Consider the following 26,409-nt stretch of genomic DNA (forward strand, 5'->3'; position numbering starts at 1 on the left):
AGCACCTGTCGGGAGCCCTCCCCGCGCCGGTGGCGCCGGCGGGGCTCCCGACAGGTTGTGTCTCGCACCAGCGGCTTCGCTGGTTTAGAAAGTCCCCCGCAAAGTGAGCATCGCGCTGCGCGGGCTGCCGTAGTAGTTGCTGCCGCTCGCGTAACCCACCGACTGGTAGTAGGTCTTGTCGAACAGGTTGTTGACGTTCAGGGTCACGGTCCAACGCGGGTCGACTTTGTACTGCAGCATGGCATTCCACACTGCGTAGCCGCCCTGGCTGAATGCATAGCTGCGCACCGGGTTCCAGTCCGCGTCGTACAAGCTGTCCTTCACATAGTGCTTGCTCTGGATGTGGGCGCTCGCCCCCACACGCCAGGCAGACAGCTCGCCGGGCAAGGTGTAGGCCGTGCTCAGCTTGAGCAAATGGCGCGGCGTGATGCTGCTGAACGGCGCGCCTTCGGTTTGGTCGCGGGTGGAGACATAGGTGTAGCCCGCAGAAGTCTGCCAGCCCGGGCGCAGCTCGCCGCCCACCTCGACATCAAAGCCCCGGCTGGTGACCCGGCCCTGCGGCAGGTAGCAGCAGTTGCCCGACCACTCTTCGTGGTTGTTGGGGTAGCGCGTATCGACCACGGCCGTGCCGGTGCGCTCCACATTGAAGAGGCTGAAGGTGGCATTGAGCTTGCCCTCCATCAGCTCGCCCTTGAGGCCTGCCTCATAGCTTTTGCCCTTGACGGGCGCCAGCGAGTCGCCCGGCGGCGGGCCGGCTTTGGACAGCGCCTGCGGCTTGAGAATGGACGAGTAGCTGACATAGGCAGACCACTGGCCATTGAGGTCATAGATCAGCCCGCCATAGGGGCTGAACTTGGCTGGCTCGCTAAACCGGCTGCCTGATGCCAACTCCCAATTGCCGCTCGTATCCAGCGACTCGTAGATCTGGTTGAACTTGTACTTGGCATAGCGCCCGCCCAGGATGACATGCAGCCGGTCCGTGGGGTGCAGGCGCAGCACGCCGTAGCCACCCATCTGCTTTTGGCCCCAGGGGTTGTAGCGGCGCGAGACGGGGCCGGCCGCTGATGGCTGCCAGCTGCCGGGGTTGAACACATCGATGGGCACGACACCCGAGGGGTCGCTGGAGTAGCCCACATTCCAGAAGCTCTCAACGCTTTGGCGGTCCACGCCCAGCACCAGTTCATGCGTACGGCCCAGCAGCGAGAAATTGCCCGACAGGCTGGCATCGGCCACCGTCTGGGTGTTCTGGTACACGTAGTGGCCGCCGCCGTTCCAGGTCACGCCAGTGCCGGTATCACGGTCCAGCGCACCATAGCCAAAGGCCGTGGTGCCGTCATAGTCCGAGGTGCTGCGCGTCACATTCAGCTTGGCGCGCCAGTTCTGGTTCAGCCGGTGCTCCAGCGCGGCAAACAGCTCGTCCTTCTTGGTGTGGCCCCTGGCCCAGGGCTGGGTCAAGCTGGTGTTGCGCGGCAGGCCGATGTCGCTGCCATCGTTGTAGCGCGGCACATCGCCCCCGCCCTCTCCGCGCGTGCGGGTGTTGGCGCGGCTCATGCCGGCGGTCAGCAAAGTGTCGGGCGTCAGATCGGCCTCGATGATGCCGTAGAACTGCGGCGAGCGCTTGTGCTTGATGTCGATGTAGGAATCACTGTCGATATAGGACAGCACCGCGCGGCCACGGACCCGGCCTTCCAGCGCCAGCGGGCCGGTCACATCGAGCATGCTGCGGTAGTTGTTCCAGCTGCCCAGCGATTGCTGCACCGTGATGCGCGGCTGTGCCAAAGGCTTTTTGCGCACCACATTGATGATGCCGCCCGGATCACCCACACCGCCGAGCAGACCCGATGCACCGCGCATCACCTCGACCCGGTCGTAGAAGTCCAGATTCTGGGTGGCACTGTAGGTATAGCTGGCAATGTTCAGCGGCGCGCCGCCATCCACCTGCATGCTGTCGATCTGGAAACCGCGCGAGAAAAAATTGGTGGACTCGAAATTGGTCTGTGATGTGGTGATGCCCGGCGTCGCGGCCAGCGCATCGCGCACTTCGACCAGGCGGCGGTCATCGAGCTGGGCACGCGTGACCACCGACACCGATTGCGGAATCTCGCGGAACGCCAGGTCCGACTTGGACGCGATGCTGGTCACCCGGCTGGTGTAGGAGCCCGTGTCCTCGGTGGTGCCATCCATCGCGCGGCGGGCCTGCACGCGCACCTCGGCCAAGGTGCTTTCGCGCGTGGGCGCCGTCTCTACCGTCAAGGTGCCATCCTGCATGCGGCCATGCAGGCCGCTGTTTTTGAGCAGCGCATCCAGCGCCTCGCGCAGCGGCAGCCGGCCATGCAGCGCAGGGGCCTGGCGGCCGGCGGCCAGCTCGGGGGCAAACACCAGTTGCAGGCCCGCCTGGCGGGCAAACTGGTCCAGCGCGGCGGCCAGCGGTTGGGCGGCCATGTCAAAGCGCTGGGTCTGGGCGGGGGCGCCCGTTTGCGCCTGCGCGCTCTGCAGCGGCAGCGCCAGGCCCAGCAAGAGCGCAGCATGGGCCAGCGGCGAGCGCCGGGCACGGAAAAGCAATGAATGCATGAAAATCGTCCTTGTGATGAGGGGGTGAAAGCAAAGGCTCACCACAAGGACGACTGGGCCCGAAAGTTCCTGAAAAATAAGGGGATCGCGGCTGCCGCAGCCCGCGTAGTGCAGTGCCATAGGTCCGCCCTGCACCATCAAGACCGGTTGCGGCGGCTGAGCACCAGGCTGCCATCGCTTTGCTGCTGCACCTGCACCGGCAAGGCCCGGGGCAGTGCCTGTAACCATGCCTGCGCCTCGCCAATGCGCACCCGGCCGCTGAGCGGCAGGCGTGCCGCATCAGGCGTGACCTCGATCGCAAACGGCGCATAGCGCGCCAGCCGCTCCAGCGCCTGGCCCAGGGTGCTGTGCCTGAACACCAGCTCGCCATGGCGCCAGGAGGCGGCCGATTCCACCGGCGACAGCTCGGGGCTGCGGTCGCCCGCCGCCCACTGCAGCGCCTGGCCGGCCTCCAGCGTCTGCACAAAACCACCACCTTGCGCTTGCAGCACGGCTTCGCCCTCGGCGACCAACGGCTCCACCCGCACCCGGCCCGATTCGACCTGCACACTGACCTGGCTGGGCCCCCGGCCCATGGGCGTGATCTCCACCCCAAAGCGCGTGCCCAGCACGGTAATGCGCAGGCCTGCGGCCTGCACTTCAAAGGGCCGACTCTCATCACGCGCCACCTCAAAAAAGGCCGCGCCCTGCAGCAGCTGCACCGATCGGCGCGCCGCAAAATACTGCAACTGCGCCTGGCTGAGCGCATCGAGCAGCAGGCTGGAGCCATCGGGCAACGCATGTCGCACCTGCTGGCCGCGCGGGCTGTGCCAGCGAGCCTGCCACTGCACATGCTGCTGGCGGTACTGCTGCCACTGCTGCCAGCCCAGATGGCCCCCGACGCCCACACCGGCCAGGCTCAGCAACGCCGCCAGGCTGCGGCGCCGGCCAGCACGCCGGGCTGTGGCCAGGCTATTGCCGCGCCAGCGCTGCAGCGCGTCTTCGACACAGGCACTGGCCTGGATCAGATCGCGCTCCACGGTGTTCAGGGAGACGCCCAGCTGCTGGGCAATCACGGGCTGCTTATCGCCATGGATGCGGTGGGCCACAAAGGCGGCACGGCTACGCGCGGGCAGGCCTGCCAGTGCGGCCTCCAGCACCGCCAGCGCCTGGCGGTACATGACGGAATCGGCCACATCGGGCGCATGGCTGGGCGCCAGCTGCTCGTGCAGCACGGCTGCATCCAGATAGCGCCCATGGCGCTGGCGGCGGCGGTGTGCATCCAGCGCCATATGCTGGGTCATCACCGCCAGGTAGGCGGTGGTGTCATCCGGCTGCTCGCCGGGCGCATCCACCTGGCCGCACACCGGTTTGGCTGCCTGCGCATGCTCGGCCAGTTTCAGCCAGGTCTCATGCACCAGCTCGCCCGCCTTCTCGCGGCTGCCGGTGCTGCGCGTGGCCGCCCGCACCAGGTCGGCATAGGCCCGGTCAAAGCCGGACAACAGCGCGCGGGTGAAGGAGGCTGACAATTGCATGGGGCTGGATCATAAGTCATGTAAAGAGAATCATTCTCAATATCCATACTGATTTTCTGTCCTCTTCCCCAGGAGCGCGCTTTTCTACCAACGCGCACTTAGAAGTAGTACTTGACGCTCACAGTCGCCTCGCGGTCCACGCCCCGGAAAATGCCTGCGTAGTAGGTCTTGTTAAAGAGGTTGTTGACGTTGAGCGCCACGCGGTACTTGGGCGTCTCATAGGCCAGCGCCAGATCGGCCACGGTGACTGAATCGTTGTAGTTCAGGCTGCCGTTCGCGGCCAGGTTATAGGGCGAGCGGCCCTTGTAGCGCAGGCCGCCGCCCACCATCACGCCCGGCAGGCTGCGGGGGCGGTAGTCCAGCCACAGGCTGGCCATGTGGCGGGAGGTCTGCAGGGTCTGCCGGCCGATTTCTGCCGGGCGGCTGCTTTGGGTGGTGCGCGGGTCCAGGTAGGTGTAGCCCAGCATGCCCTGGATCTCGGCCGTCAGCGCGACCTGGGCTTCGAGCTCCAAGCCCGTCGAGCGCACCTCACCGGTCTGCACGCTAAAGCGCGGGTGGTCCGGGTCCTGGGTGGTCACATTGGTCTGGCGCAGGTCAAAGACCGAGGCGGTGATGACGCTCTTGCTGCCCGGCGGCTGGTACTTGATGCCGACCTCGTACTGCTTGCCCTTGCGCGGCGCAAAGGCGCTGCCGTCAAAGGCCAGGCCGGTGGTCGGGTCGAACGAGGTGGCGTAGCTGGCATACGGTGCCAGGCCGTTGGCCATCTGGTAGAGCAGCCCAACGCTACCGGTGGTGGCGCTGTCGCGCATGCGTGGCTGGGTGGCACTGTTCTGCGTGGTGCGGGCCGCATCGTGGCGCAGGCTGAGGTTGGCAATCCAGGGCCCACTCTTGAATTGGTTGAGCGTGTAGATGCCAGTCTGGCGCAGGTCGCTGTTGCTGTCTTCCAGCTCAGGCATGGGAATGGACTGGCCATAGACCGGCGCGCTCAGGCTGAGGTTGGGAACATCCCAGCCAAAACCCAGGCCGCCGCGCTCTTTGTATTTGCTGACGTCCACGCCCCAGGCCATGCGGTGCTCCACATCGCCCCAGCGCAGGTCTTTTTGCGCCCGGCTGTCCATCGCCAGGGTCTTGCCCTTGGTGCGCTGGGCCAGGCTGGCGCGGGTGATGCTGTCGCCATCGGCCAGCACGTCCATCGCATAGATGTGGCGGTAGTCGATGTCGATCGTGGAGTAGCGCAGGTTTTGCGTGAAGGTCCAGCCGTTGTCGCTCTGGTGCGAGAAGGCATAGCCCAGCGAGCGGGTGTCGCGGTCAAAGCGGTCAAAGTCCGGGTCGCCCGCCGTCAGCTTGGGCGATACCTGCTTGATCTGCGGGTAGGCAAACAGGCTGGGCCACCAGGGCTTGGGCGTGCTGCGCTCACGCGAGTAGTTGGCCAGCACCGTCAGCTGGGTCTGGCTGGAAATATTCCACTGCAGCGATGGCGCAATGGCCAGGCGGTCATCGCGCGAGCCCATGGCGCGGCCATCGCTGTCGCGGCCCTTGAGGTTCAGGCGGTAGAGCAGCTTGCCATCGGCATCCAGCGCGCCGCCCAAATCGGCCGTGAGCTGGGCGCGGTGGTAGCGCCCATAGGAGGCGCCCACGCTGTTGACATGGTCCGCCTCCGGCCGTTTGGACAGCACATGGATGACGCCGCCAGGCCGGCCCTGGCCAAACAGCATGGAGGCGGGGCCCTTGATGACTTCCAGGCTCTCGATCTCGTCGATCTCGTCGTTCCAGGAGCCGTAGGTGCCGGCGGCAAACTGCCGCAGCCCATCCTTGTAGTAGGAGCTGCCATCGCTAAAGCCCCGGATGATGGCGCCGGTCATGCGTACATCGGCGCCCGTCACTTCGGTGGCCACGCCGGGTGTATAGGACAGCGCCTGCTCAATGCTCTTGGGCGCCTGGGCTTGCAGCTGCGCCTGGCTCACGACCGAGATGCTGCGCGGCGTCTCCATCAGCGAGGTGCCCAGCTTGGTGGCAGCTACGGGGCCGGGGCTGGCATAGGCTGGCTGCGCCTGGCCGCGCTGCGAGGTCACGGTGACCGCCGGCAAGGTGGTATCGGCCGCGCTGCCGGCGCTGGCCGGTGCCACTGCAGGGCGCGGCGCGGCTTGCAGAATATAGGCGCCGCCGGCCGTGTGCTGCAGCGCCAGGCCCGTGCCGGCCAGCAGGCGCTGCAGGGCCTCATCGGGCGCGTAGCTGCCTTGCAGACCTGCGCTGCGCAAGCCCTGCACTTGCGCCTGGGTGAAGGACAGCAGCAGGCCCGATTCGCGCCCAAAGCGGTTGAGCGCATCTTCCAGCGTGCCCGCCGGGATCTGGTAGCTGCGGCTGGCCCCCACGGCCTGCGATGCCGCTGGTTGCTGGGCATGGCTGCTAGCCATGCCCGCACAGGCCAGCGCCAGCACCAGGCTGCGGCAGGCCCAGGCGTGGGTGGCAGAAGGAGCGCTAAACGAGGGCAGCCCGGCAAGGGGGCGCAGATGGGCAGAGGACTTGGCCATGGTGATCACACAGAAAAGAGGACGGGTGGCAGGAGCGCCGTGCAAGGCGGCGCCATGCCGCTTTCCTTAGACATGTCCCGCGAGAACTTAAAACAGACCAGGGCGACCAAAAAATGTTTGAAAATTTTTCGCCATGCCTTCGATCTGTCTCAGCCAGCCCTCTCCACCACCACCTCGCGCTGCCCCCACCAGCGCACCAGGGCGCGCACCTGCAAGCCCGGCAAGGCATCGAGCGTGGCCAGCACCCGCGCCACATCGGCCAGCGGATAGGTGCCCGACATGCGCAGTGCCGCCACCGCCGGGTCGCAGACCAGGCGCTCGGCACTGTAGGGCTGCAGCGCGGCCAGCATGTCGGCCAGCGGCATGCCGCGTGCCACCAGCATGCCGTCGGTCCAGGCCAGGCTGTCTTCGACCACCGCTTGCGGCGCAGACACCGACGCTGGCTGCAGCGTGGCGCTAAAACCAGCCTGCAGCACCGGGCCGGCTGCCCCTGCTTGCGCAGGGCTCAGGCGCACGGCGCCCTCAAACACACTGACCAGGCTGCCGCCGCCCGCCAGGCTGCGCACCGAAAAGCGCGTGCCCAGCGCCTGGGCCAGGCCCTCACGGGTCTGTACGACAAAATCACGCGCAGGCATCTGGCCATCCGGTGCGGTGGTGATCAGCACCTCCCCCTCAACCAATCGCAGGCGGCGCAGGCCGGCGCTGTAGTCGATGTTGAGGGCCGTGGCACCGTTGAGCACGATCTGGGTGCCGTCCTGCAAGCGCATGTGTTTGCGCTCGGCTCGGGCCGTGCGCACATCGGCATTCCAGCGCCGCCAAGGCCATTGCTGCTCGGCCTGCCAGGCCACACCTGCGCCAAACACCAGCACAGCCAAGGTCTGCACCACCCGGCGGCGGCGGGCGGAACCCCGGGGCGCCAAGGCCGCCCGTGCCACCTCGGCAGCGCCAGCGCTGCCAGGCGCTGCCAATGCGCCGAGTTTGTCGTTGACCCGGGCCAGGTGCTGCCAAGCTGTTTCATGCAAGGGGTCCGCATCGCGCCAGGCCTGCCAGGCTTGGCGCTGGCCCTCGCTCAGCGCGCCCTCTTGCTGCTGCAGCCACCATTCCACGGCGCTGCGCGCCACCTCGGGCGGTAGGGCCAAGGCGCCGGGCCCCGTCATGGCGCCACCGCAAAAAAGCAGCGCATGCCCGCCTGCACCAGGTAGCGCTTGACGGTGGTGAGCGACACGCCCAGCGCCTGCGCAATTTCGGCCTGCTTCATGCCTTCGAGCTGGGCCATCAAAAAAGCCCGGCGCACGGGCGCGGGCAGGCCATCGAGCAGGCGGTCGACCTCGTCGAGCGCCTCCAAGAGCAGCGCCCGCTCTTCGGGCGAGATGGCCGTGGCCTGCGGCACCTGGGCCAGCGCCTCCAGATAGGCGCGTTCGAGCTGCTGGCGCCGGTAGTGGTTGGCCAGCACGCGCTGGGCCACCGTCGTCAAAAACGCCCGGGGCTCGCGCGCCTGTACGGGCTCCTCGCGGGTCAGCAGCCGCATAAAGGTGTCCTGCGCCAGATCGGCCGCCTGGTGCACATCGCCCAGCTTGCGGCGCAACCAGCCCTGCAGCCAGCCATGGTGGTCGGCATAGAGCGTGGCAACTTCTGAATGCACAGGGGGTTCGGCGGTGGACATAGGGCTGGGAGCATGCAAGCACGCCCAAAGACAATGCAAATAGGAATTAATCGCATTGTAACGATGCGTGTTTGACCCCTTTGGCATCTGCACCACGGCGGCGCTCCCCACAGAGACCTCAGCCCATACCCGCAACGCAGCACGGGGAAGCCAGGGTCGCCACAATATCAGCCAAACATGGCTAGCTGAAGATTGTGATAAGCATGCGAGATATCAAGAAAATGGACCTCAACCTGCTCAAGGCGCTGGATGCACTGCTGGATGAGCGCAGCGTGACCCGTGCGGCCGGCAGGCTGGGGCTGACCCAGCCGGCGATGAGCGGCATGCTGCAGCGCCTGCGCGAGAGTTTTGCCGACCCCTTGTTTGCCCGGGCGCAGCGCGGCATGGTGCCCACCCAGCGCGCACTGGATTTGGCGCTGCCCATCAAGCAGATGCTGTGCGAGATCGATGCGCTGCTGCAGCCGCCGGTGTTCGACCCCAGCACGGCTCGGCTCACCTTCCGCATCGCCGCCACCGACTATGCGCTGCGCGCCATTGCCGTGCCTTTTCTGGCAGCGCTAAAGCGCCAGGCGCCGCACATCCGCGTCTCGCTGATCCCGCTGGAGCCTCGCCTGGTGCAGGGCCAGCTGGAACGCGGCGATATCGACCTGGCGTTTTTGACCGGCGAGAACACCCCCCAGGACATGCATGCGCGCGAGCTGTTCCAGGAGCACTATGTCTGCGTGATGCGCGAAGGTCACCCGGCCGCGGGCCGCAAGCTCAGCATCAAACAGTTCTGCGCGCTGGACCATGCGCTGGTCTCGTACGAGGGCGGCGGCTTTCATGGCGTGGTGGACGAAGCGCTGGAGAAACTGGGCCAGCGCCGCGATGTCACCTTGTCGCTCAAATGCTTTGTGGTGCTGCCCGATATCCTGCGCTCCAGCGACCTGGTCGCCGTGCTGCCCAGCCGCCTGGTGGCGGGTATGGAGGGCTTGTCGGTCTGCGAGCCGCCGGTAGAGGTGCCCGGCTTTGGCAAGCTGGCCGTATGGCACGAGCGCAGCCACCACGACCCGGCGCAGCGCTGGTTGCGCGAGTTGCTGTTTGCATCGACGCTGCCATAAGCGGGGCCGATGGGCCGGGAAGGGATAGTCTGATATCAGCCAGGCAAATGGCCGCCATAAAAAACCCGCATTTGATTTATGGCCCAGCCGCCTCAACTGCCATGGATGGACGGCCCGGTCAGCGGCCGCGCCATTCTTGTTTCCCTTATCCAAAAGCATTTCCATGTCCGCCCTGTTTACCCCCTTTACCCTCAAAGACGTCACCCTGCGCAACCGCATTGCCGTGCCCCCAATGTGCCAGTACAGCGCCACCGATGGCTTTACCAATGACTGGCACCAGGTGCACTACCCATCGATCGCCCGGGGCGGCGCAGGCCTGGTGATTGTCGAAGCCACCGGCGTCTCGGCGGACGGGCGCATCAGCCCCTCTTGCCTGGGCCTGTGGGATGACGCCCATGTGCCCGGCCTGGCACGGATTGCCGCCGGCATCGAGGCCGCAGGCGCCGTGCCCGGCATCCAGATTGCGCATGCAGGCCGCAAGGCCAGCGCCAACAGCCCTTGGGAAGGCGACGACCATATCCCCGAGAGCGACCCGCGCGCCTGGCAGCCCATTGCGCCGTCGGCCATCGCCTTTGGCGGCGACCTGGGCCGCGTGCCCCGCGAGATGAGCCTGGCCGATATCGAACGTGTGAAGGCCGACTTTGTCGCCGCTGCCCGCCGTGCGCTGGCCGCAGGCTTCAAGTGGCTGGAGCTGCACTTTGCCCATGGCTACCTGGCCCAGAGCTTTTTCTCGGCCCACGCCAACCAGCGCAGCGATGCCTATGGCGGCAGCTTTGACAACCGCGCCCGCTTTGCGCTGGAGACCCTGGCCGCCGTGCGCGCCGTCTGGCCCGAGAACCTGCCGCTGACCGCCCGTTTTGGCGTGATTGAATACGATGGCCGCGATGAAGAGACCCTGGCTGAATCCATCGAGCTGGTGCGCCGCATGCGCGAAGGCGGCCTGGATCTGCTCAACGTCAGCGTGAACTTTGTCATCCCCGGCGTGCAGATCCCTTGGGGCGAGCCGGCCTTTCTGGCGCCGATTGCCGCGCGTGTCAGCCGCGAGGCAGGCCTGCCCGTCGCATCGAGCTGGGGCATTGACGATGCCGAGCTGGCCGAACGCGTGGTGGCCGACGGACAAATGTCGCTGGTGATGATGGGCCGCTCGATGCTGGCCAACCCGCACTACCCCTACGCCCTGGCCCAGCAACTCAAAGCCGCCCGGCCAGACTGGGTGCTGCCGGCCCCCTACGCCCATTGGTTGGAGCGCTACCGAGGTGCGGGCAAGCAGGCGGCGGTGGCGGCCTAAGCGGCCCTCACCCTCCAAGACCGGCCAAGCCTCTCCCGGCCGGTCCGCGCTACCGTTTTGTAGAACGCGTAGCGCGCCCTGCAGCCCGCCAGCGGGCGCAGGCGAGGGAGGCACCGGGCAGCGGCTAGCTGGTCCGGTGCATGGAGGACCGGCGCGGTGCAACCCCAGCGCAGCGGCATGCACACCAGCAGCCGGCTTTCTTCATCCAAGCCAATCCCCCTTGTACCCATCGGCCAGATCTATAAGCATGCTCTGTACTGTGGCAAGAACACATCAGCACGGCCAGCTTCCCCGCCCGTAAAAATCAGCAACGACCAGCCCGTTTGCGGCGCCCAAGCGGGGTTTGGATCGCCCTGTTGCGGGTGTTCACTCACTGATGCGCCAGCGCAGAGCAAGCACCAAACACCGGCTCTGCACCTGCGATAGGCCATGCTAAATCCTTGAAAAAGTTCAATTTCTGATCTACGACAAGCGCAGCGCATTCAGCGGCTTTGTCAGCCCCCTCCTACATGCAGATTTTCGCGTACTCGGTTAATGTGGCAGCACCCCATTGCAAACAATTCCTAACAAGCTGTACACCGGGCGACTTTGGAGATAGCCGGTAGAGCAGCCCTTCTTTTGACCTGAAAGGCTCTTATGGATTGGCTCAGAGGTATCTTGCACCAGGCGCCCGAGATCGCGCTGTTTGCATCACTGGCACTTGGCTACGGGGTCGGCAAGCTGCGTTTTGGCTCGTTCCAACTGGGAGGCGTGGCGGGCTCGCTGCTGGCAGCGGTGCTGATCAGCCAGGTGGGGGTGCAGATCGATTCCGGCATCAAGGCGGTGCTGTTTGCGCTGTTTATCTATGCCGTGGGTTTTGAGAGCGGGCCGCAGTTCTTTCGCTCGCTGGGCCGGCAATCGATCAAAGAGATTTTGATGGCCGCCGTGGTGGCCATCTCCGGCCTGGTCACCGTGGTGGTGCTGGCGCGGGTGTTCCACCTGGACAAGGGCCTGGCAGCGGGCTTGGCCGCCGGCGGTATGACGCAGTCGGCCATCATCGGCACGGCAGGCTCGGCCATCGAGAAGCTGGGCCTGGCGGCCGATGAGGTGCAGCGCATGCAGGCCAATGTGGCGATTGGCTATGCGGTGACCTATATCTTTGGCTCCTTTGGTGCCATCTTGCTGTGCGTGAATGTGCTGCAGTGGCTGACCGGCCGCAAAATCCATGACGATGCCATCCAGGCCGAGCAGGAAATGCTCAAGGGTGTGCATGTCTATGGCGCGGGTGAGTTTCCGGCGGTGCCGGACCTGGTGGGCCGCATTTTCAAGGTCAGGCAGTCGGGCCGCACAGTGGCCGAGCTGGAGGCCAGCGCGCCCAAAGGCTCGGCTACGGTCGAGCGGATCCGCCGCAAAAATGCGCTGGTCGGGGTGGATCCGCAGCTGGTGCTGGAGGCGGGCGACATTGTGTTGCTGGTTGGCCGGCGCGCGGCGGTGGTGGCGCTGGGCGCAACCGTTGGCGATGAGCTGCAAAGCGCCGAAGACATGGACGTGGTCATGGTGCGCCGTGATGTGTCCATCACCAACAGCCAGTACCTCAACCGCAGCGTCAAGGACATCCTGGACAGCCTTACGCCCGAGTTCAAGCACGGCGTTTATGCGGTGGCGCTGACGCGCTCGGGCTCGCCCTTGCCGATCACGCCCACCACCTTGATCATCCCCGGCGATGTGGTGACCCTGTTTGGCACACCCCAGGATGTGCAGAATGCCGCGCAGTCGGTGGGTCCCATCCTCATCCCCAGCGACAAGACGGATTTTGTCTTCCACGGCTTGGGCATCACGGTGGGGCTGCTGATTGGCCTGCTGGTGATTCGCCTCGGCTCGATCCCCATTACCTTGGGCAGCGGCGGCGGCGCCTTGCTGTCGGGCCTGCTGTTTGGCTGGTGGCGCAGCCGCAAGCACACCTTGGGCAATATGCCCACCGCTGCCTCTGCCCTGCTGCGCGACCTGGGCCTGGCCGGCTTTGTGGCCATGGTGGGCCTGCAGTCGGGCCAGCAGGCGGTGAGCACGGTGATGGAGCAGGGCCTGAGCCTGTTTTTGATGGGCATGGTGGTGACTATCGTGCCGCTGCTGATCGCCATGCTGTTTGGCAAATACGTGCTGCGCTACGACAACGTCGCCATCTTTGCCGGGGCCCTGTCGGGCGCGCGCAGTGCCAACCCGGCCTTTGGCGAGGTACTGGACAAAGCGGGCAACACCATCCCCACCGTGCCGTTTGCGATCACCTATGCGCTGGCCAATGTGTTTTTGACCCTGTTGGGCCCGCTGGTCATCGCCTTTGCCTGAGCGGCGCTGCTGCGCCCTCTTTGCTATGGACATTCAGGCGGCGCTGCGCCGCCTCCCCCCTCTTTCCGTTTATCCCGTTTATCAACGACTGCAAGGAGTTGCACCATGTCTCAGGACTACCAGCGTCTGGCCCATTTGAGCCCGTTCGAGCTCAAGGATGAATTGATCAAGGTGGCATCGGGCAAGGCCAATCGGCTGATGCTCAATGCCGGTCGCGGCAACCCGAACTTTCTGGCGACCACGCCCCGTCGTGCGTTCTTTCGCCTGGGGCTGTTTGCGGCGGCCGAGTCCGAGCTGTCGTATTCGTACATGACGGTAGGGGTCGGCGGCCTGGCCAAGATTGAAGGCATTGAGAGCCGTTTTGAGCGCTACACGGCCGAGCACCGCGACCAGGAAGGCGTGCGTTTTCTGGCCAAGTCACTCAGCTATGTGCGCGACCAGCTGGGCCTGGACCCGGCCGCCTTCCTGCACGAGATGGTGGAGGGCATTCTGGGCTGCAACTACCCGGTGCCCCCGCGCATGCTGACCGTGAGCGAGAAAATTGTGCGCCAGTACATCGTGCGCGAGATGGCGGGCGGCGCGGTGCCGGTGGAGTCGGTGGATCTGTTTGCCGTAGAAGGCGGCACCGCCGCCATGGCCTATATCTTCGAGAGCCTGCGCATCAGCGGCCTGCTCAAGGCGGGCGACAAGGTGGCCATCGGCATGCCGGTGTTCACGCCCTATATCGAGATCCCGGAGCTGGCCCAGTACGCGCTGCAAGAGGTGCCCATCCATGCCGACCCGGACAATGGCTGGCAGTATTCCGATGCCGAGCTGGACAAGCTCAAGGACCCGGCCGTCAAGATCTTCTTCTGCGTCAACCCCAGCAACCCGCCATCGGTCAAGATGGACCAGCGCAGCCTGGACCGCATCAACGCCATCATTGCCGATCACCGGCCCGATCTGATGGTGCTGACTGACGATGTCTACGGCACCTTTGCCGACGACTTCCAGTCGCTGTTCTCGGTCTGCCCGCACAACACCTTGCTGGTCTATTCCTTCTCCAAGTACTTTGGCGCTACCGGCTGGCGCCTGGGCGTGATTGCCGCGCACAAGGAGAACATCTTTGACAAGGCCCTGGCCCAGCTGCCCGAAAGCGCCAAGGTCGAGCTGGACCACCGCTACCGCTCGCTGCTGCCCGATGTGCGCTCGCTCAAGTTCATCGACCGGCTGGTGGCCGACAGCCGGGTGGTGGCGCTGAACCACACGGCCGGCCTGTCGACCCCGCAGCAGGTGCAGATGGTGCTGTTCTCGCTGTTTGCGCTGATCGATGAAGCCGATGCCTACAAGCAGGCGCTCAAGCAGCTCATCCGCCGCCGCGAAGCCACCTTGTACCGCGAGCTGGGCATGCCTCCAGTGCACAACCCCAACTCCGTCAACTACTACAGTTTGATTGACCTGCAAAGCGTGACCTGCCGGCTCTATGGCCAGGCGTTTTCGGACTGGGCGGTGCAGCAGTCGTCGACCGGCGACATGCTGTTCCGCATTGCCGACGAGACCGGCATTGTGCTGCTGCCGGGCCGGGGCTTTGGCTCGGACAGACCCTCGGGCCGGGCGTCGCTGGCCAACCTGAACGAGTACGAGTACGCCGCCATTGGCCGCGCCCTGCGCAAGCTGGTGGACGAGTTGTACGCGCAGTTCCAGGCCCAGTCAGGGGGCAAGCCCTGAGCGCTCCAATCCCTGCGGCAAGCCCCGCCGCAGGCCGCTAGAACAGCGCCTGCTGCAAGGAGGTGAGGCTGTTGAAATCCTCACCCAGGGGCTGCAGGATGGCATCGGCAATCGGCTGCAGCTGCTTGCTCAGGTAGTGCTCGTAGTCGATGGGGGACTGGCGCACCTCCAAGGGTTCGGGCCCGTTCTTGCCCATCACATAGCGAATCCAGCCACCGCTTTGGTACTGCAGCGGCCGGCCCAGGCGCCGGTTGTAGTCATCGGCCATGCGGGCGGCGCGCACCTGGGGCGGCAGGTTGGCCACATAGGCATCCAGCCGGTGGCGCAGGCGCTTGCGGTAGATGAGCAAGTCATCCTTCTTGCCTGCCAAGGTGGCCTGCGCGTAGTCGATCACAAAGTCACGGTAAGGCTCGCCCTGGAACACGCGCGAGAGCAGGCCTTCCTGGAACTGGCGCGCCAGCGGCGTCCAGTCGCTGCGTGCCATCTCCAGGCCCCGGTAGACCATGGCCTCCTTGCCATCCGCATCCACACTCAGACCCGCGTAGCGCTTTTTGCTGCCCACATCCGAGCCCCGGATGGTGGGCATGAAGAACTTCTTGTAGTGCGTGTCAAACTCGATTTCGAGAAAGCTCTCCAGGTTCTGCTGCTGGCGCAGGCCCTGGGTCCACCAGGCATTGATATCGCCGGCCAGCGACGCGGCAACCGCATGGGCCTCCTGGTTGCTGTGGGCGCGCCCCAGCCAGATGAAGATGGAATCCGTATCGCCGTAGATAACCTCGTAGCCGCGCTGCTGCACCAGCTCCTTGGTGCGCTTGACCATCTCATGGCCGCGCAAGGTGATCGAGGAGATCAGCGCCGGGTTGAAAAAGCGGCACTCCGTTGCACCCAGCACCCCGGCAAAGGAGTTCATCACCAGCTTGAGCGCCTGGGACAAGGGCTCGTTGCGGGCGCGCTTGGCCTCATCCCGGGCACGCCAGAGCGTGGTGACAATTTCGGGCAGGCAGTGCTTGTCGCGCGAGAAGCGCGTGTCCATCGGCCCGCGAATCAGGGACGCGGTATCGCTGGCGTGCAGGCCTTCTGCCAGGCCCACCGGGTCGACCAGGTAGGTGCGGATGATCGAGGGGTAGAGGCTTTTGTAATCGAGCACCACCACCGAGTCATAAAAGCCCGGCCGCGAGTCCAGCACATAGCCACCGGGTGAGGACTTGCCCCGCACATCGCCCACATTGGGCGCCACATACCCCTGGCGGTGCATGCGCGGCAGGTAGTGGTGGCTGAACGCGGCAATGGAGCCGCCAAACTGGTCCAGCTGCAGGCCGGTGGCATGGGCCCGCTCCATCGCAAACTGCAGCAGCTTGGCCTTGTCAAAAATGCGCAGCACCAGCGCGCAATCGCGGATGTTGTACGCCGCCAGCGCGGGCTTGTCTTCTTGGTAGCGGCGCTCGATCTCGGCCATCTTGTCGTACTCGTCGCCGATGTCCTTGCCTTCCCCCAGCATGGCCTGGGCCACGTTCTCCAGGCTGAACGACGGAAAGCTCCACACCGCCGCCCGCAAGGCCTCGATGCCATCGATCACCGCCCGCCCCGGCATGGGCGCGAACCAATAGTCTTGCTTGCCCGGGTGCGCCCGCCAGGCAATGGGCCGGCCCTCACGTCCCAGCAGCAGCGGGGTGGCGCAATCGTCCGCCGTCTTTTGCAGCACCCGCAGGTCAAACTGGATCACATTCCAGCCGACGATGACATCCGGGTCATGGCACGCAAACCAGCCGTTGAGCTGCTCGATCATGGCCTTGCGGCTAGCGCAGTAGATGAGGGTGAAATCACGGGCCTGGTCTGCTTGCGCTGCTTGTTCTGCTTGTTCTGCTTGTTTTGCTTGTTTTGCTTGTTTTGCTTGTTTTGCTTGCTCTGCTTGCTCTGCTTGTTCTGCTTGTTCTGCTTGTGCAGCTTGTGCAGCTGGCGCAGGTGCTTCGCCCAGCATGAACACCACGCGCTCGCCCACGCCATCCAGCGCTATCGAGTACAGATCCTGGTGTTGGCTGGTTTCAATATCGAGCGACACGACTTTGAGCGCAGGCCGGTAGGCTGGCGCGGGCAACAGCTTGCAGTCCACCACGGCCCCGCCCTGCAGCTGCCCGCCCTCGATCTGAACCCCAGCGGTGATAAAGCGCTCCATCAAATAGCGCTCATGGGGCCGCACATCGGCTTCGAGCAGCGATACATCGAGCTGCTTCAAGCCACGCGCGAGTTTGCCCAACTGCCGGTAGTGCTTGGCATAGACGCCCAGCACCGGCTCTTGCTGAAAGCTTTTCAGGGCCAGCTCCCGCAACTCCATTCCGGGCATGGCCAGCAGCTGGGTTTGCACAGTGACCCGGTGCCGGGCCTCGACGAAGGCCACCGACACCTGCTTTGTCAGCACCACCTTCAGCGGGCCGGCTTCACTTGCTAGCCAGTACTCAATCTCGGTGCCCGCAGCTGTGTCCCGCCAGTGGCGGGTCAGGATGAATCCTTGGCGGGGGGTGGTGGGCACGGTAGAGGGGGCGAAGCAGAAGGGCGCTGACGGCAGCTCCTTCTATTGTCGTCGCTCGGTGCAGCCATCGTGCCTGGCTAGCTGAATTCTGCGATGGCGCTGGTCCTTCTTGGTTCCTCAAAGAAAGGGAGTTGCTGAACCTATCCTGCAGGGGCCGCTGGGATAAGAAATTTTTCAACAAAAGCGGAATTCGCTCGCTTTCGAGAAAATAAAAATGCATAAACCAGAAATCGCTTGCAATTCAAAAAATGCATTCATCCAAATTTTTGTCAACGCATATTACCTCCGCAACACGAATGCGTTTCGATGCACTTGGGTTGAATGCTAATCCCCAGCACATTAAAATAATAATTATCAACTGCTGTTGAATCTGACTTTCGTGGTGAATTAATATATTCAATCTTTACTTTTCCCTCAACTAAAGGAGCAAGCAACCTCGACACATTATTTAAACGTTCATCAGAAATACTTTTACTCATTTCACTTTAGTCATCATAATAAACATAAACCAAAATCGAACTAATTCCATCAATATCTCGCCAATCAATAAACCACAAGGCAATATTCTTTGCAGTGGAAGCACCTATGGTTGTATTACCCTTCTCGTACTCAATATACTTCTCAAGGCCAAATGGCTTGCATGCCATTGCAGAAAAACTCATCACCAACAATAAATTAAACAGCATTAACCTTATAGCATTCATTTCCCACCCCTCAAATAACCAAAACTATAAAATTGCACAAAAATATAGAAAGCTAATTTTCACATAAGAGAATTTTGAAAAAATCAGAAATTTCTCGCAATTAAAAATACACCCATCTAAATTCTCCGTCAGCGCATATTACCTCCGCAACACGAATGCGTTTCGATGCACTTGGGTTGAATGCTAATTCCCAGCGTATTGAAATAATAATTATCAACTACTTTTGAATCTGGCTTCTTGGGCCAATTAAGATATTCAATTTTTACCTTTTGCGCCACAAGTGGAGCAAGCAATTCAGAGACATTGCTTAAGCGCATATTTGAAATATTGTGACTTGCATTATTATCTTCATTGTAATGAGTAACAACCAAAACCGAACTAATACCATCAATATCTCGCCAATCAATAACCACAATGCAATATCTCTCGCTCTTGAGGCTCCTATAGTTGTACTGTCCTTCTCAAATTCAATGAACTTCTCGAGATTTCCAAGCTTACATGCTACGGCATTGGAATTAGCAATCAAGAAAACAATCATCAACACATATTTAATAACACCCATTTCACCTCCTTGTGAATAGTGAACATTCAAGCTATCGCCAAAATATATGCCGCCAAGTTATCAGCATTCATCCTCGCTTTGACATTCGCAACGTTTCTAGTCGCATTGTTAACACCATAAAAATCATCAATAGAACTTGCAACATCATGAAAATGCGTCACTTCATGAATAAGTGTCAGCAACTGCGAATCTCTAAATCCAAAACTGTGACTTTCATATAGATAACCCATTTTCGGCGCTTCAAAAAACCCCATATTTATAGCTATGCGATGCTCTACGATATCGACTGCGCATACCGAAGCAAGAACTCCAGTCAAGACCATGCCTTGCCCAGGCAAGCAACCTGCTTGAACGTTGTTTTCCGCTGTGTCGTAAACAAAATTCTCAGGGGCAAGAGACTTCAGGACTCTTATCACTGAATCAAGAATAGGAAGCAGGTAGTCGCGGATTTCATCGTCTGAACTATTGAACCATCTTTTGGTTCGTGCTTTACTGATTTCATCCCAACGCGATAGCTCAGCGCGCCTGTCTTGTGTATAGCTTATCGCAGAGTCTCGCAAACTCATCATCAACTCACCAAACCGCTGCCCTTTGACGTCATAGCAAATATTAACGACCCCATCCCACTCAGGAGCATCTAAAGGAGACTGCTTGTGCGCCATGTAATGAGGCTGCATCGCATGGTAGGGATCGCAGCCGCCATTAGAACCACAACTAGGTGCTTGGTGTATTCCGTTGATATTAAATGGACCTCTTCCGAGACTCCCTGCCCCTGGAACATCCACACCTAAAGGACCAGGCACCCTAAATATTGGCATAACTCCTCCATTGATAATACATCAAGCATATGAAAATCATCAAAAAACTCAACCTAAAGGAAATAGCAATTTATCAATATATGCATAACGCAATAGACCAATGAATTAGCACATCACCTCAATGTCAAGATAATTTTCAATCAACCTAATGATATGCAATTCATGGCAGCCATTTAAAGACAAAATGTAAAATTCAAAAAAATATGCTTTGATATAGCCCTAGTAATTATAGATAGATATTTAGAATAACTCGCAAAAAATACAAGCCTTTATATCTTTTATTTATAATAATATCGCTCACTCTATCCAATGTGAAATTAACAAAAACTTTGTGACCAAGAACAGACTTGGTAACATATTTCACAATGAGTATGGCAAGAGTCATTTACCATCGAAGACTTCATGGAAATTTTTACCCAGACAATTTCATTTGTAAACATGTGCGTGTATAGCAATCGCTATCATACTGAACGAACCCAAGTTTTCACTTGGCTATGAAAGAAAATATCCAGAACTTATCTGACTCAAGAGAATTCGGGCAAATACATATTAAAAAACTATTTAATTTACTACCTAAACCAAGAATCAGCATAAATTAAAAAGCCATACCATTTGGAATTAATTTTTTGAAAAGTTATGAAAATTTTAAAATCCATCATTTTTAGCATTTCCTTCGTCATCACATTTTCAGCTAAAGGATGCGTGATACCCGACTTGCAACACTATATTAATTTTGACCCTACAGATACAACGATAGGAAGCAAAAAGGCTAAAGAGATTGCTAAGTGGTTAATATTTTGGAGAGAAGGAGAAGGAATTAAATATATTATCATCTTCTCAGAATCAATAGAAAATAACCAGCATTTCAACGCCATTTCCAACCAAAGGGTTCAAAATATTACTTCTTTAATTACACCGTTGCTTGAAGAACAAACAGAAATAAAATATGGCCAAACATCTCATGATCCGTCTGCATCACTAGAAAAAACCAAAACCATAAATGAAATTCAAATATCTATTCAACCTCAGTGCAAAAGGAGTGGAAATTGCTGCGGAGGCAACAGCAGGTGAGTAGAAGATTGGTCAGATCCCAAAAATTAAAAAATCACACTTTGGATCGTTGTTAAAATCAGACTTATCTTTATGCATTGGATTAAGCTTTCCTAACATTAACTTAGAGCAAGGAAAGAGATATGACTGCACTCCTCAGCAGCCGGGAAAATCATCGGATCCAGACAAATGACATCGATAGCGTCGTCAATGGCAAAGTGCTTTATTCACCAGCCAAGTCTCTGTGGCTTAGCTTCATGCTGGTCGCTGCGCTGTTGGGAGGCATCCTCACATTTAGCTGGGGTGCGTTCGTCGTTTTCCTAGTGACGACAGCCACTGTCCTTCTTCTTGGGCATTCTCTTGGCAGCCATCGCAAGCTAATCCATGACAGCTATCAGTGTCCCAAGTGGCTGGAATATGCATTTGTGTATTGCGGCGTACAAGTTGGCCTCGCCGGCCCACTGGGTTTACTAAGCCAGCATGACTTACGCGACTTTGCCCAGCGATTGCCAAAATGCCACGAATACCTTCGCCACGGTAGCTCCTTTTGGCGTGATGCATGGTGGCAGTTCCACTGCGATTTGCATTTGAGTAACCCGCCGCAGTTAAAGATTGAGTCAAGGATTGCTAGCGACCGGTTTTACCAATTTCTCGAACGCACTTGGATGCTGCAACAACTACCTTTAGCATTGCTGTTTTACGCATTAGGCGGGTGGGGATTTGTGTTCTGGGGAAGTTGCGCCCGCGTCACTGCAGGCGTCATTGGCCACTGGATGATTGGATACTTTGCTCACAACCATGGCTCAATGCACTATGAAGTTCATGGCGCAGCGGTACAGGGGCGCAACATCCGCTTCACATCGCTGCTCACCATGGGCGAGTCATGGCATAACAACCACCATGCCTTTCCGGCGTCAGCTCGCCTTGGATTATTCCCAGGGGAATGGGATCCCGGCTGGTGGGCGTTAGTGGTGCTACAAAAGCTTGGTCTGGTTTGGGAGATACGACTGCCGGCTGCACTTCCCGAACGAGCTGAATTGCGAGCCTACGATGGTATCGGCGCTATTGAACTGGATCGCCGCCGGAGATCAGCTACCGCGGAGGACCTATAAGCGGAACCGAATAATTGCCTTACCCCTTGCCTGTGGCTTAAGGAAGCCGTGGGGCATTGACGCTGACGGGACAAGGTCACGGTCTCCAGCAATGGTATGCGCCAATTTCGACCGATTTACCCTATACAGATCCCAAGGTCCGGACAAAAGAAAAAGGACTTAGCTCTTTCGAGCTAAGTCCTTGTCTTTTTGGTCGGAATGGCGGGATTCGAACTCGCGACCCCTTGCACCCCATGCAAGTGCGCTACCAGGCTGCGCTACATTCCGAAGACTTGAATTATATACCTAGTTTTCGGGGTCTCCGGAAAGAATGCGACGAATTTCTTGCAACTCCAGCGCGGCTTGCTGCCAGTTGATGGGTTCGATGGATTCTCGCGTGCCATCGGCCAGGGTGGCAGCGCCCTCTTCCTGCAGTGCGAACATGTTGTCGTCTTCCAGCGCATCGAACATAGCCTGGCCTCTTGGCAGCGACTGGAGCTGGTTGCGCGCGCCACTGATGGTGAAGCCGCGCTCATAGAGCAGCTCACGGATGCGGCGGATCATAAGCACCTCATGGTGCTGGTAGTAGCGGCGGTTGCCCCGGCGCTTGACCGGGCGCAGCTGCGTGAACTCCTGCTCCCAGTAGCGCAGCACATGCGGCTTGACGTCGCACAGCACAGCCACCTCACCGATGGTGAAATAGCGCTTGGCAGGAATGGGGGGCAGCTGTTTTTCCATGGACAAATTGTAAACAGCCGCGAAAGCGGCCGTGTTGCATATAGGCGAAAGCGGGCGACGGTTTGACTGGCAGCACGTTAGCACTGCCATTCGCGGTGCCTGCAGGCTGGCCTTATGCCATGTCTGCAGGCGCCTGCACCGAGTCCTTGAGCTTGCCGCTGGCATGGAAGGTCACCACGCGGCGCGCCTCGATCGGCACCTCTTCACCGGTGCGCGGGTTGCGGCCGGGGCGGGCTTTTTTCATGCGCACCTGAAAATTGCCAAAGCTCGACAATTTCACATCTTCGCCTTTGATCAAGCTCTCCGAGATCAGGTCGAAAAAGGCGTCGACCATGTCCTTGGCTTCGCGCTTGTTCAGGCCAATGTTGTCAAACAGCATATCGGCCAGCTGCGCCTTGGTCAGCGCAGGTTGTTCCAGGCTCTCGACGGTGAATTCCATATAGCAATCCTCGCGTGTGGGATCAGCGCAGACGCGCGCCCAGGCTTTGTTGGAGTTGTTCAACCACGGCCTGCACGGCCGCTTCGATCTCGGTGTCTTCCAGCGCGCGCTCGTCATGGCCGAGGCTCAGACGCACGGCCAGGCTCTTCTCGTCCTGGGCCAGGCTGCCGGCAGCGGCTTCTTCGCCGGCCTTGAGCTTCTTGGGCCGGAACACGTCAAACAGCACAGCACTGCGCAGGATAGCAGCTGCGCTGGCTGCCGTGATGGCCTGCATGATCTGGGCATGGGTGACGGCCTCTTTGACCACGACGGCGATATCGCGCTCGACCATCTGGTGCTTGGCCACGGGTGCGAACACCGGCACCTGGCGTGCCAGCACGGCATCCAGGGCCAGCTCAAACATCACGGGCGCTTGTGCCAGATCCCATTCCTGGCGCCATTGGGGATGCAGCTCGCCGACAAAGCCGATGGCCTTGCCGTCCAGCAGCACACGGGCGCAGCGGCCGGGGTGCAATGCGGGGTGTTCGGCGGCTTCAAACACGGGCTTGAGCGGGGCGAGCAGCGCCTCGACATCGCCCTTGACGTCGTAGAAATCGACCTTGGCCTCGCTCTGGCCCCATTGCAGCTGGTCAGCTGCGCCATAGGCCAGGCCGGCCACGCGCATGGGCTGGTGGAAGCCCTTGACGGTGGTATCGGATTCGACCACCGCGTCGTCCTTGAAGAACACGCGACCCAGCTCGAACACGCGCACACGCTGAGCTTTCCGGTCCACATTGAACTTGAGCACTTGCAGCAGCGAGCCCAGCAACGAAGAGCGCATCACGCTCAGGTGGCTGGCGATGGGGTTGAGCAGCTTGATGGCCTGGTGGTTACCAGCCAGCTCCTGCTCCCACTTCTCTTCGACAAAGCTGAAGTTGATCGTCTCTTGGTAGCCCAGGCCTGCCAGCGCATGGCGCACGGCGTAGGGGCTGCGAGAGTTCTCGGCACGCAGCTTGGGCGAGATGGGCGCGAGGGGCTTGCTGGTGGGCAGGTTCTCGTAGCCAACCATCCGCGCAATTTCTTCAACCAGGTCTTCTTCCAGATTGATGTCAAAGCGGAAGGTCGGCGCGGTCACGCTGATCACGCCCTCCTGCGCCACAGTGGCAGGCAGGCCCAGGCCATTGAGGGCGTCGAGGCACTGCTGCTGGGTCACCGGCATGCCGATGACCTTGGCCGCACGTGCCACGCGCAATTGCACCGTCTTGGGCGCAGGCATGTTGGGCTGCTGGTCGTCCATCACGGCGACCTGGGTCTCGGGGGTGCCGCAGATCTCCAGCACCAGCTGGGTGATGCGCTCGATGTGCTCGGTGGTGAACTGGGGATCGACACCGCGCTCGAAGCGGTGGCCCGCGTCGGTCGAGAAGTTGAAGTGGCGCGAGCGACCGGCGACGGCCTTGGGGTACCAGAAGGCCGCTTCGATATAGATGTTCTTGGTGTCGTCCGACACAGCCGTTGCGTCGCCACCCATGATGCCGGCCAGCGATTCGAGGCCGTGTGCATCGGCGATCACGCCGACTTGGAGCACATCAGCAATTTCGATGGTGTTGCCATTGAGCAGCTTGAGGCTCTCGCCCTGCTTGCCCCAGCGCACGCTCAAACCGCCGCTGATCTTGTCCAGATCGAAGATGTGGCTGGGGCGACCCAGCTCAAACATCACATAGTTGGAGATGTCCACCAGAGGGCTGACAGCGCGCTGGCCACAGCGGGCCAGGCGGTCGACCATCCACTGCGGGGTCTTGACCTGGGTGTTGACGTTGCGCACGATGCGGCCGGAGAAACGACCGCAGAGATCCGTCGCCTCAATCTTGACCGGCAGCTTGTCTTGCGAAGCCACAGCAGCGGCCGGGAAGGACAGCGCCTTGAGCGGCGTGCCGGTCAGCGCCGACAGCTCGCGCGCCACGCCGTAGACCGACAAGCAGTGCGCCAGGTTGGGCGTGAGCTTGAGGGTGAACAAGGTGTCGTCGAGGTTCAGGTACTCGCGCACATTCTGGCCCAGCGGCGCATCAGCAGGCAGCTCCAGCAGGCCGCCGTGGTCGTCGGCAATGCCCAGCTCCTTGGCCGAGCACAGCATGCCAAAGCTTTGCACGCCGCGCAGCTTGCCGATCTTGATCTTGAAGGGCTTGCCATCCGCACCGGGTGGCAGCTCGGCGCCCACCGTGGCGCAAGGGATGCGAATGCCCACGCGCGCATTGGGCGCGCCGCAGACGATGCTCAGCAGCTCGGTGCCACCGACATCGACCTGGCAGATGCGCAGGCGGTCGGCATCGGGGTGCTGCACGGCTTCTTTGATCTCACCGACCACGATGCCGGTGAAGGGAGGGGCCACGGGGTCGAGCTCTTCGACCTCGAGACCAGCCATGGTCAAGGTATCGGCCAGCTCTTGGGTGGTCAGCGACGGGTTGCAGTATTGGCGCAACCAGGATTCAGGAAATTGCATAGTCGGACTCTTTGGCGTTCAGGCCTGCTGCGCCATTTAGGGCATCGGCGGGCCGGGCGTTCTGGCTTTTCAATAGGGAGCGGTTGGCGGTGCGAGCCGCCGGGTGGCTGGGGATTGCTTCGCAGATCTGCAGCACCGTCCGCTCCGTTTTCATGACTGAAACTGCGAGAGGAAACGGATGTCACCGTCAAAGAACAGGCGCAGGTCGTTGACGCCATAGCGCAGCATGGTCAGGCGATCAGGGCCCATGCCAAAGGCAAAGCCAATGTATTTCTCGGGGTCCAGGCCCATGTTGCGCACCACGTTGGGGTGCACCTGTCCGGCGCCCGATACTTCCAGCCAGCGGCCGGCCAGCGGCCCGCTTTGGAACTGGATGTCGATCTCGGCGGAGGGCTCGGTGAACGGGAAGAAGCTGGGGCGGAAGCGCAGCACCAGGTCTTCCTGCTCGAAGAAGGTCTTGCAGAAATCAGTGAACACGACCTTCAAGTCCTTGAAGCTCACGTTCTCGCCGATCCACAGGCCTTCGCACTGGTGGAACATCGGCGAGTGGGTGGCGTCCGAATCGACGCGGTAGGTACGGCCCGGCGCAATCACCCGGATCTCGGGCATGGTCTGGCCGGCATCGAGCAGGTTGCGGTAGCGCTTGACGTGCTGGACTGCGTGGCGCACCTGCATGGGGCTGGTGTGCGTGCGCAGCAGATTGGGCGCCTGCGCTGTGCCGCCTTCTACATAGAAGGTGTCGTGCATGGAACGCGCAGGATGGTCTTCCGGCGTGTTGAGCGCGGTGAAGTTGAACCAGTCGGACTCGATCTCGGGGCCTTCGGCCACATCGAAACCCATGGAGCCGAAGATGCCTTCGATGCGTTCCATCGTGATCGACACCGGGTGCAGACCACCGCTGCCTCGGCGACGGCCGGGCAAGGTCACATCCAGCACTTCGGCCTTCAGGTGGGCTTGCAGCTCGGCATCGGCCAGCGCCTTGCGGCGGGCGGTCAGTGCCGCTTCAATCGCCTGCTTGGCCACGTTGATGGCAGCGCCGCGCGATTTTTTCTCTTCGACGGAAAGCTGCGCCATGCCCTTCATGAGCTCGGTCATCTTGCCCGACTTGCCCAAAAACTGCGCCTTGGCGTTTTCGAGATCAGCAGGGGTATGGGCCTGCGCAAACAGTTGCTGCGCGCTTTCGACCAGAGAATCCAACTCGTTCATATCGACTCTTATCGGCTTTAATGCCGAGGCCGCCAAAAGCAGCCTGGCGATAAAAAAACAAGGGCTAGCGCCTTTTCAAGCCCTAGCCCTTGCTGTGTGTGC

At 60.8% G+C, this 26,409-nt stretch carries 19 protein-coding genes and 1 tRNA gene; 6 read left to right on the forward strand and 14 right to left on the reverse strand.

Features of this window, described 5'->3' with window-relative positions; translation table 11 throughout:
- Window positions 1–84: 84 nt before the first annotated feature.
- The 5 genes from M2375_RS00105 to M2375_RS00125 form a co-directional block, all read right to left on the reverse strand.
- The gene (locus M2375_RS00105; RefSeq protein ID WP_259163163.1) at window positions 85–2,571 is read right to left on the reverse strand and encodes a TonB-dependent siderophore receptor; all 2,487 of its coding nucleotides are present in this window, start codon (window positions 2,569–2,571) and stop codon (window positions 85–87) included.
- A 137-nt stretch (window positions 2,572–2,708) separates the two neighbouring features.
- Window positions 2,709–4,085, reverse strand: a complete 1,377-nt coding sequence (locus tag M2375_RS00110) for a sigma-70 family RNA polymerase sigma factor (protein WP_259163164.1) — start codon at window positions 4,083–4,085, stop codon at window positions 2,709–2,711.
- Between the two features lie 98 nt (window positions 4,086–4,183).
- Window positions 4,184–6,499, reverse strand: coding sequence for a TonB-dependent siderophore receptor (locus tag M2375_RS00115; protein ID WP_310473158.1), 2,316 nt, complete (start codon window positions 6,497–6,499; stop codon window positions 4,184–4,186).
- A 266-nt stretch (window positions 6,500–6,765) separates the two neighbouring features.
- Entirely contained in the window at window positions 6,766–7,773 is a 1,008-nt protein-coding gene (locus tag M2375_RS00120; protein WP_259163166.1) for a FecR domain-containing protein, read from the reverse strand.
- Window positions 7,770–8,279, reverse strand: coding sequence for a sigma-70 family RNA polymerase sigma factor (locus tag M2375_RS00125; protein ID WP_259163167.1), 510 nt, complete (start codon window positions 8,277–8,279; stop codon window positions 7,770–7,772). Before M2375_RS00125 ends, M2375_RS00120 begins: the two co-directional genes overlap by 4 nt.
- Window positions 8,280–8,482: 203 nt before the next feature.
- Between M2375_RS00125 and M2375_RS00130 the strand changes: the two genes are divergently transcribed.
- From M2375_RS00130 to M2375_RS00145, 4 genes are all read left to right on the forward strand, one after another.
- Complete coding sequence (locus tag M2375_RS00130; protein WP_259163168.1) at window positions 8,483–9,379, forward strand: LysR family transcriptional regulator; 897 nt, start codon at window positions 8,483–8,485, stop codon at window positions 9,377–9,379.
- A gap of 163 nt (window positions 9,380–9,542) precedes the next feature.
- Entirely contained in the window at window positions 9,543–10,667 is a 1,125-nt protein-coding gene (locus M2375_RS00135; RefSeq protein ID WP_259163169.1) for an NADH:flavin oxidoreductase/NADH oxidase, read from the forward strand.
- 636 nt (window positions 10,668–11,303) lie between these two features.
- On the forward strand, window positions 11,304–12,989 hold the full coding sequence (gene aspT / locus M2375_RS00140) for an aspartate-alanine antiporter (protein WP_259163171.1): 1,686 nt from the start codon (window positions 11,304–11,306) through the stop codon (window positions 12,987–12,989).
- A gap of 105 nt (window positions 12,990–13,094) precedes the next feature.
- Window positions 13,095–14,696, forward strand: coding sequence for a bifunctional aspartate transaminase/aspartate 4-decarboxylase (locus M2375_RS00145; protein ID WP_259163172.1), 1,602 nt, complete (start codon window positions 13,095–13,097; stop codon window positions 14,694–14,696).
- Between the two features lie 37 nt (window positions 14,697–14,733).
- On the opposite strand, the gene M2375_RS00150 is transcribed toward M2375_RS00145, so the two are convergent.
- The 4 genes from M2375_RS00150 to M2375_RS00165 form a co-directional block, all read right to left on the reverse strand.
- Window positions 14,734–17,223 (reverse strand): DNA polymerase II, encoded by a 2,490-nt coding sequence (locus M2375_RS00150; RefSeq protein ID WP_259163175.1) that lies wholly within the window; start codon window positions 17,221–17,223, stop codon window positions 14,734–14,736.
- A 485-nt stretch (window positions 17,224–17,708) separates the two neighbouring features.
- The gene (locus M2375_RS00155; protein ID WP_259163176.1) at window positions 17,709–17,885 is read right to left on the reverse strand and encodes a hypothetical protein; all 177 of its coding nucleotides are present in this window, start codon (window positions 17,883–17,885) and stop codon (window positions 17,709–17,711) included.
- A gap of 170 nt (window positions 17,886–18,055) precedes the next feature.
- A complete protein-coding gene (locus M2375_RS00160; RefSeq protein WP_259163178.1) occupies window positions 18,056–18,340 on the reverse strand; it encodes a hypothetical protein in 285 nt (94 codons plus the stop codon).
- A gap of 175 nt (window positions 18,341–18,515) precedes the next feature.
- Window positions 18,516–19,151: a M35 family metallo-endopeptidase gene (locus tag M2375_RS00165; RefSeq protein WP_259163180.1), complete on the reverse strand. Its 636-nt coding sequence runs from the start codon at window positions 19,149–19,151 to the stop codon at window positions 18,516–18,518.
- Window positions 19,152–19,943: 792 nt separating this feature from the next.
- On the opposite strand from M2375_RS00165, the gene M2375_RS00170 reads away from it, so the two are divergent.
- Entirely contained in the window at window positions 19,944–20,378 is a 435-nt protein-coding gene (locus M2375_RS00170) for a hypothetical protein (protein WP_259163182.1), read from the forward strand.
- Between the two features lie 122 nt (window positions 20,379–20,500).
- Window positions 20,501–21,469, forward strand: a complete 969-nt coding sequence (locus tag M2375_RS00175; RefSeq protein WP_259163184.1) for an acyl-CoA desaturase — start codon at window positions 20,501–20,503, stop codon at window positions 21,467–21,469.
- A gap of 190 nt (window positions 21,470–21,659) precedes the next feature.
- Here the strand turns inward: M2375_RS00175 and M2375_RS00180 are convergent.
- From M2375_RS00180 to pheS, 5 genes are all read right to left on the reverse strand, one after another.
- A tRNA-Pro gene (locus M2375_RS00180) sits at window positions 21,660–21,736 on the reverse strand.
- An 18-nt stretch (window positions 21,737–21,754) separates the two neighbouring features.
- Window positions 21,755–22,186, reverse strand: a complete 432-nt coding sequence (locus M2375_RS00185) for a MerR family transcriptional regulator (RefSeq protein WP_259163185.1) — start codon at window positions 22,184–22,186, stop codon at window positions 21,755–21,757.
- A 112-nt stretch (window positions 22,187–22,298) separates the two neighbouring features.
- Window positions 22,299–22,625: an integration host factor subunit alpha gene (locus M2375_RS00190; protein WP_182324515.1), complete on the reverse strand. Its 327-nt coding sequence runs from the start codon at window positions 22,623–22,625 to the stop codon at window positions 22,299–22,301.
- Window positions 22,626–22,647: 22 nt separating this feature from the next.
- Window positions 22,648–25,101 carry a phenylalanine--tRNA ligase subunit beta gene (gene pheT / locus M2375_RS00195; protein WP_259163187.1) on the reverse strand — a complete coding sequence of 818 codons (2,454 nt, stop codon included), beginning with the start codon at window positions 25,099–25,101 and terminating at the stop codon, window positions 22,648–22,650.
- A gap of 150 nt (window positions 25,102–25,251) precedes the next feature.
- A complete protein-coding gene (pheS, locus tag M2375_RS00200) occupies window positions 25,252–26,307 on the reverse strand; it encodes a phenylalanine--tRNA ligase subunit alpha (RefSeq protein WP_259163188.1) in 1,056 nt (351 codons plus the stop codon).
- Window positions 26,308–26,409: the final 102 nt, after the last annotated feature.

It is taken from the genome of Comamonas sp. BIGb0152, from assembly GCF_024809975.1.
In the GTDB taxonomy this organism is placed as follows: Bacteria; Pseudomonadota; Gammaproteobacteria; order Burkholderiales; family Burkholderiaceae_C; genus Comamonas.

Bases quoted from the DNA above. Each gene is read 5' to 3' on its own strand.
- M2375_RS00165 (WP_259163180.1), bottom strand. From the start codon at position 19,151: ATGGCGCACAAGCAGTCTCCTTTAGATGCTCCTGAGTGGGATGGGGTC.
- M2375_RS00125 (WP_259163167.1), bottom strand. From the start codon at position 8,279: ATGTCCACCGCCGAACCCCCTGTGCATTCAGAAGTTGCCACGCTCTAT.
- M2375_RS00185 (WP_259163185.1), bottom strand. From the start codon at position 22,186: ATGGAAAAACAGCTGCCCCCCATTCCTGCCAAGCGCTATTTCACCATC.
- M2375_RS00105 (WP_259163163.1), bottom strand. From the start codon at position 2,571: ATGCATTCATTGCTTTTCCGTGCCCGGCGCTCGCCGCTGGCCCATGCT.
- M2375_RS00170 (WP_259163182.1), top strand. From the start codon at position 19,944: ATGAAAATTTTAAAATCCATCATTTTTAGCATTTCCTTCGTCATCACA.
- pheT (WP_259163187.1), bottom strand. From the start codon at position 25,101: ATGCAATTTCCTGAATCCTGGTTGCGCCAATACTGCAACCCGTCGCTG.
- M2375_RS00135 (WP_259163169.1), top strand. From the start codon at position 9,543: ATGTCCGCCCTGTTTACCCCCTTTACCCTCAAAGACGTCACCCTGCGC.
- M2375_RS00110 (WP_259163164.1), bottom strand. From the start codon at position 4,085: ATGCAATTGTCAGCCTCCTTCACCCGCGCGCTGTTGTCCGGCTTTGAC.
- M2375_RS00120 (WP_259163166.1), bottom strand. From the start codon at position 7,773: ATGACGGGGCCCGGCGCCTTGGCCCTACCGCCCGAGGTGGCGCGCAGC.
- M2375_RS00190 (WP_182324515.1), bottom strand. From the start codon at position 22,625: ATGGAATTCACCGTCGAGAGCCTGGAACAACCTGCGCTGACCAAGGCG.
- M2375_RS00115 (WP_310473158.1), bottom strand. From the start codon at position 6,499: ATGGCTAGCAGCCATGCCCAGCAACCAGCGGCATCGCAGGCCGTGGGG.
- M2375_RS00155 (WP_259163176.1), bottom strand. From the start codon at position 17,885: ATGAGTTTTTCTGCAATGGCATGCAAGCCATTTGGCCTTGAGAAGTAT.
- M2375_RS00175 (WP_259163184.1), top strand. From the start codon at position 20,501: ATGACTGCACTCCTCAGCAGCCGGGAAAATCATCGGATCCAGACAAAT.
- M2375_RS00145 (WP_259163172.1), top strand. From the start codon at position 13,095: ATGTCTCAGGACTACCAGCGTCTGGCCCATTTGAGCCCGTTCGAGCTC.
- M2375_RS00130 (WP_259163168.1), top strand. From the start codon at position 8,483: ATGCGAGATATCAAGAAAATGGACCTCAACCTGCTCAAGGCGCTGGAT.
- pheS (WP_259163188.1), bottom strand. From the start codon at position 26,307: ATGAACGAGTTGGATTCTCTGGTCGAAAGCGCGCAGCAACTGTTTGCG.
- aspT (WP_259163171.1), top strand. From the start codon at position 11,304: ATGGATTGGCTCAGAGGTATCTTGCACCAGGCGCCCGAGATCGCGCTG.